This window comes from Vreelandella olivaria (assembly GCF_023507745.1).
GTDB classification, from domain to species: Bacteria; Pseudomonadota; Gammaproteobacteria; order Pseudomonadales; family Halomonadaceae; genus Vreelandella; species Vreelandella olivaria_A.
Window position 1 is genome coordinate 1 of record NZ_JALPZO010000149.1, and the last position, 4,187, is coordinate 4,187.

General features: G+C 56.5%; 5 protein-coding genes. All 5 read right to left on the minus strand.

The features are described 5' to 3' along the window. Positions 1-680, minus strand: a 680-nt coding sequence (locus HP566_RS18120; protein ID WP_249978720.1) for a hypothetical protein, incomplete at its 3' end; no start/stop codon positions are given. Positions 681-696: 16 nt separating this feature from the next. Next, on the minus strand, positions 697-972 hold the full coding sequence (locus tag HP566_RS18125) for a PAAR domain-containing protein (protein ID WP_249978721.1): 276 nt from the start codon (positions 970-972) through the stop codon (positions 697-699). After that, positions 969-1,817: a hypothetical protein gene (locus HP566_RS18130; protein ID WP_249978722.1), complete on the minus strand. Its 849-nt coding sequence runs from the start codon at positions 1,815-1,817 to the stop codon at positions 969-971. Before HP566_RS18130 ends, HP566_RS18125 begins: the two co-directional genes overlap by 4 nt. A 66-nt stretch (positions 1,818-1,883) precedes the next feature. Further along, the gene (locus HP566_RS18135; RefSeq protein ID WP_249978723.1) at positions 1,884-3,794 is read right to left on the minus strand and encodes a hypothetical protein; all 1,911 of its coding nucleotides are present in this window, start codon (positions 3,792-3,794) and stop codon (positions 1,884-1,886) included. After that, positions 3,791-4,187: hypothetical protein (locus tag HP566_RS18140; protein ID WP_249978724.1), on the minus strand; the 397-nt coding region annotated here is incomplete at its 5' end. The genes HP566_RS18140 and HP566_RS18135, both read right to left, overlap by 4 nt.

Genomic DNA, 4,187 nt, shown 5'->3' on the forward strand with positions numbered 1-4,187 from the left:
CGCACATAGGCTTCGGATTCGCCAGACGCCAGAGCCAGCTCTGCAATCATGGTGGATGAGGCATTCATCAACGCATCGTTATTTTTTGCTTCAAACAGAGCATACAGCCGACGATACTCACGGGCTAAACTATCCCGGGTAGCGTTGCTATCGCTTAATACATCACCTTCCTCCCAGCACCAGGTGGGCATGATTTGACGATTATTAAACGGCACAACTAGCTGAAAGTGCCCCCCTCTATCGTTCCAACGAATATCACTCGCGACGACACGTAACGGTGCATTGCCGTCTACGTCAACCACTTCTGGCACAGCATTGTCTAGCCCAGGCCGCATGACGACTTCGAAGGCGGTTCTGGCGTCGATATTAGGATTTTGCTCCGCCTCCCAATATTCCATAGAGAGGCGGATCTCATCCTCTTCCTTGAAAGGGACTGGCCAAGCATAAAACTGGACTTCGTTGCGGCCATGACGAATATACTGCGTGACTGGCAACATCGTATTCTGCGCGCTTGGCACGCCTTTAAAATCCAGCATAATGCCCTGTATATGAGTGCCGGTGGCCAGCCCATTAACACTCCAGCGAACGCCAAACTGATATTCTGTTTCCTGTGCCATTGCGTACGCACTCATCAGTGTTAATACCAGTAATAGCCCTACACGCCCAATCCGTCTCGCCATCACGTCCATCCCTTGCTTATATACGACGCTCATCTTTCTTATCACGGCTGCACCTTGGCGCTGCTGGAAGCGGTGATGATCTCGCCGCCGCGGTCGGTCTGCCATCGGTGGTGGAACTGCTCGCCCCTTCAATGATGGTGGCGCCGCAGCCATGGGTATCAAGTGAGCTGTCGCCCACCCGCGCCACCGGCTGGCCCTCTACCAAAGAGGGCGAGCCGGAGACGATTTTCGTAGTGCCATGGCCGGGGATGGGGCAACGGTGTAGGTCGCCCTTGCGTGCGATGGGTTTCATCGGCAGATTTCCCACAGGCCATCGCGGCGGATAAAGTAAGGCCTTACTCTGCTTGAAACATCATTCTCTTGAACATGGTTGAACCTTATTGGAACTTGAACCCCTTCTGTGGTTAGCCAAGCCACACGATTGTCTGCCCCCAGGTTTAACGTCATGGGTTCTTCAGGGAAGTCGTTTAACTGGTAGAGATCCGGGTTGTCGAAATACATGGTGTAGCTGAACCGGTCCCGCACGTAGGCTTCCGGGGTGCCCGAGGCCAGGGCAAGCTCTGCTGTTCTGGTGGACGCGGCGTCCAACAAGGCTTCGTTATCGCCTGCCGCAAACAGCGCATGCAGTCGGCGGTACTCGTGGGTCAGGCTATCGCGGATCGCATCACTGTCTCTTAGCACATCACTGTCTTCCCAACACCAGGTGGGCATCGGTTGGCGGTTAGTGAACGAGACTTCCAACGTATCGTAGTCCTCATTGCGAATAAAAAAGATATCGCCTTCTCGCGGCTGCAGCGGGGCGGCCGGGTCTGTTGAGACGATCTCGGCCTTGGCATCTTCCACCCCGGGCATCATCACCACTTCAAACGCGATGCTGGCGTCGGTATTGGGGTTCTGGTCCGGCTCCCAATATAGTAAAGAAACGCGTATTTCATGCTCAGGATCATACTCGTATGGAAATGTATTTAACTCAATGGTATTTTTACCATTTTTGATATATTGGCTGATCGGTTGGCGACGATCAAAATGACTGAAGACGCCGGTAAAATCGAGCATAATGCCCTGTATATAGAGAGATGACGGTAAGCCATTAACACTCCAGCGAACGCCGAACTGATACTCTGTGTCCTGTGCCATTGCCTGTGCCTCCATGCTGAGTAATCCCGATAAAATAAGCGCGATAAGTGGTTTCATAAGACGGTGTTAATCTCCGTTGTTGAATGCGTGAAAAGCACCCGTCCAGTTTTCTGCCAAGCGATAACTGCGATCCCCGCCACCTGCTTGCCAGCGGGTACCGTCTTCCGTCTCGACCACTTGAGCGCTGCGACGCCTTGTGTTACCACCAACAACTGGCTCATTCCCGCCTGACTCTACATCCGCTTTTTTATAGCTCTGCACACGTAGCACCGCGCCCGCATGGGAGAGTCGGTAGCCCCACTGGCCGTTCTCTATGGCAATCGTGATACTGCCTTCCGTCTCCACCTGAACGCCGTACTTGAACACGACTCGCTCGGTAAACAGGCTATCGAAGTAGCCCATCATGCCGCCACTGACCAGTGCGCTTAGCGTGATGCTCACTTGCCCTTCCGGTTTTTCGAAGGCGTTGGCTTGTACGTTGTAGGTGGCGCGGAGCATATGGTTGCCTAGCTGATCTTCCGTGCCCTGAGGGCCAACCCCCAGCCCGACCTCCATGAATAACGCGGGCATAAACTGACCCTGTGCAAAATACACATCAAAACCGCCTTCGACACTTTCCAGAAATGTGACGAGCGCGCGCCCTCCAGGGGTTCCTCTGGCGGCGAGCTTCAGGGCCTCATAGATATCGAGCCGGACCCCACATTCATAGGCCAGGGAAAGCCCGGGGGTAATCTCCCAACTCGTGCCGGGGCCACCCTGTTCCTCGGCCTGCTCGGTGGTGGCGCCCAGCATCAGCTCCGGGCCACGGGTGTAGAAGCTGAACAGCTTATTGCCGTCATTTTCCGTGCCACTGAGGTGTTGGGCGATACGTTGCAACGCATCGGTCAGGGTACCGATAAATCGTTCAACCGTGCTTTGCTGTTGCCGTTGGTTCTCCGCTTGTCGAAGCGAGGGGCCGGTGTCGTAGGTCACGGTTTCGCTGGGGCTTGTGCCCACGGTCATCGTTCTGCGTTGGGCGCCGCATACAACGGTCAGGTCGGCGTGGATACCCCACCCTTGCCGCGCCGTGACCTGCCTGACTCGCGATCCCAGGCTCTGCTCTGCGGCCAGCATGCGCCCTTCGCTTTTTTCAACCGGGCGGGTATCGATGCTCGGCGGTGCGATGGTCACCAAGCCATCGAATTTGAGTTGCGGCAGGGTCACCGTGGTGAAACAGAAGTCGTTGGTGCCGTCATAGCTGATCCGGAAGGGCTGCTCGTTGACCATGGCGGTACGGTTCATGATGATATCCAGCAGCATGACGGCCGTTTTGAAGGCGAGTTCCACGTCCGGTGGTATCAGGCCCATGAGCACACCGGGCAGGGTAATGGGGGGCACAGGCTCGGTCATCACGGTAAAATCAACGGTCGTGGTCGCTCCCGGCCTGAGCGCGGTGCCGCCCAGTTCGTCGGTCCAGGTCAGGGTGTGTTGCCCATGCGGGCAGCCATCGTCCAGCGTGATCGTTATCTGGCCGCCATCCTTGAGCCGTGTACCGGTAAAGAAGTCTTCCAGGGTGCCTGCACCGGTGACAAACTGATCCGCCACGAAATAAATGTTGCCATGCGTATCGACCAGTTCTCCTTCCCCTTGTAACGTTACCCGTGCGTTTTCACCCCCGTGACAAACGACCTCAACCTTTTCAATACATGGCGTCAGCGAGGCACACTCGACACACACGGCGCCAAAGACAGGGTCTTGGCGGCTTTCGTCGTCGGCGGGTTCTGGGGGAATCGGGCTTTCGGTCAGCGGTTGCCCCCCATTGGCCAAGAAGTCGCTGTAATGGGCTTGGGTGGTGGCAGCTTCCAAGGCGTCACGCTGGACAGGGTCAGCTTGCATGGCGTTTGCAATCGAGCGCAGCGTTTGCACCGAGCTTGAGAAGTACCCCGGTTGGTTTTCTGCTAGATGTGCAATGTCTTCAATACTCGGCTGATAACTCATGGTCGCTCCTCGTCATCGATGGGACGATAGTTGTCGTCGTGCGCTTGGGCGGCCTGATAGGGGGCCAGTAGCGCATGTCGCTTGCGCCCTCGAGGGAGCCAGGCTTCCAGTAGATCCCGTTTACGCCAGGCGGCCATGCGCATGTTGTCAAGTATCTGCCGGGCCTCGGGGTGGCGCTCGGGAAAAGTAGCGCCCAGCTCCATGACACATTTGGCCAGCAGCTTGACCTGTTTTTTGGAACGCAGGCCGTGGCGCTTGCCTAACTCGGTGGCCGTTTCGACGGCCGTCAAACGTTCCTGAGCGTCGGCATGCGGAAAACCGGCGGTGAGTGACCGGGCGAGTGCTTGGCTGATTCTTGACTGCACCCGTTCGCCAAAGCGCTGGTACTCGGTA

Bases quoted from the DNA above. Each gene is read 5' to 3' on its own strand.
- HP566_RS18125 (WP_249978721.1), bottom strand. From the start codon at position 972: ATGAAACCCATCGCACGCAAGGGCGACCTACACCGTTGCCCCATCCCC.
- HP566_RS18130 (WP_249978722.1), bottom strand. From the start codon at position 1,817: ATGGCACAGGACACAGAGTATCAGTTCGGCGTTCGCTGGAGTGTTAAT.
- HP566_RS18135 (WP_249978723.1), bottom strand. From the start codon at position 3,794: ATGAGTTATCAGCCGAGTATTGAAGACATTGCACATCTAGCAGAAAAC.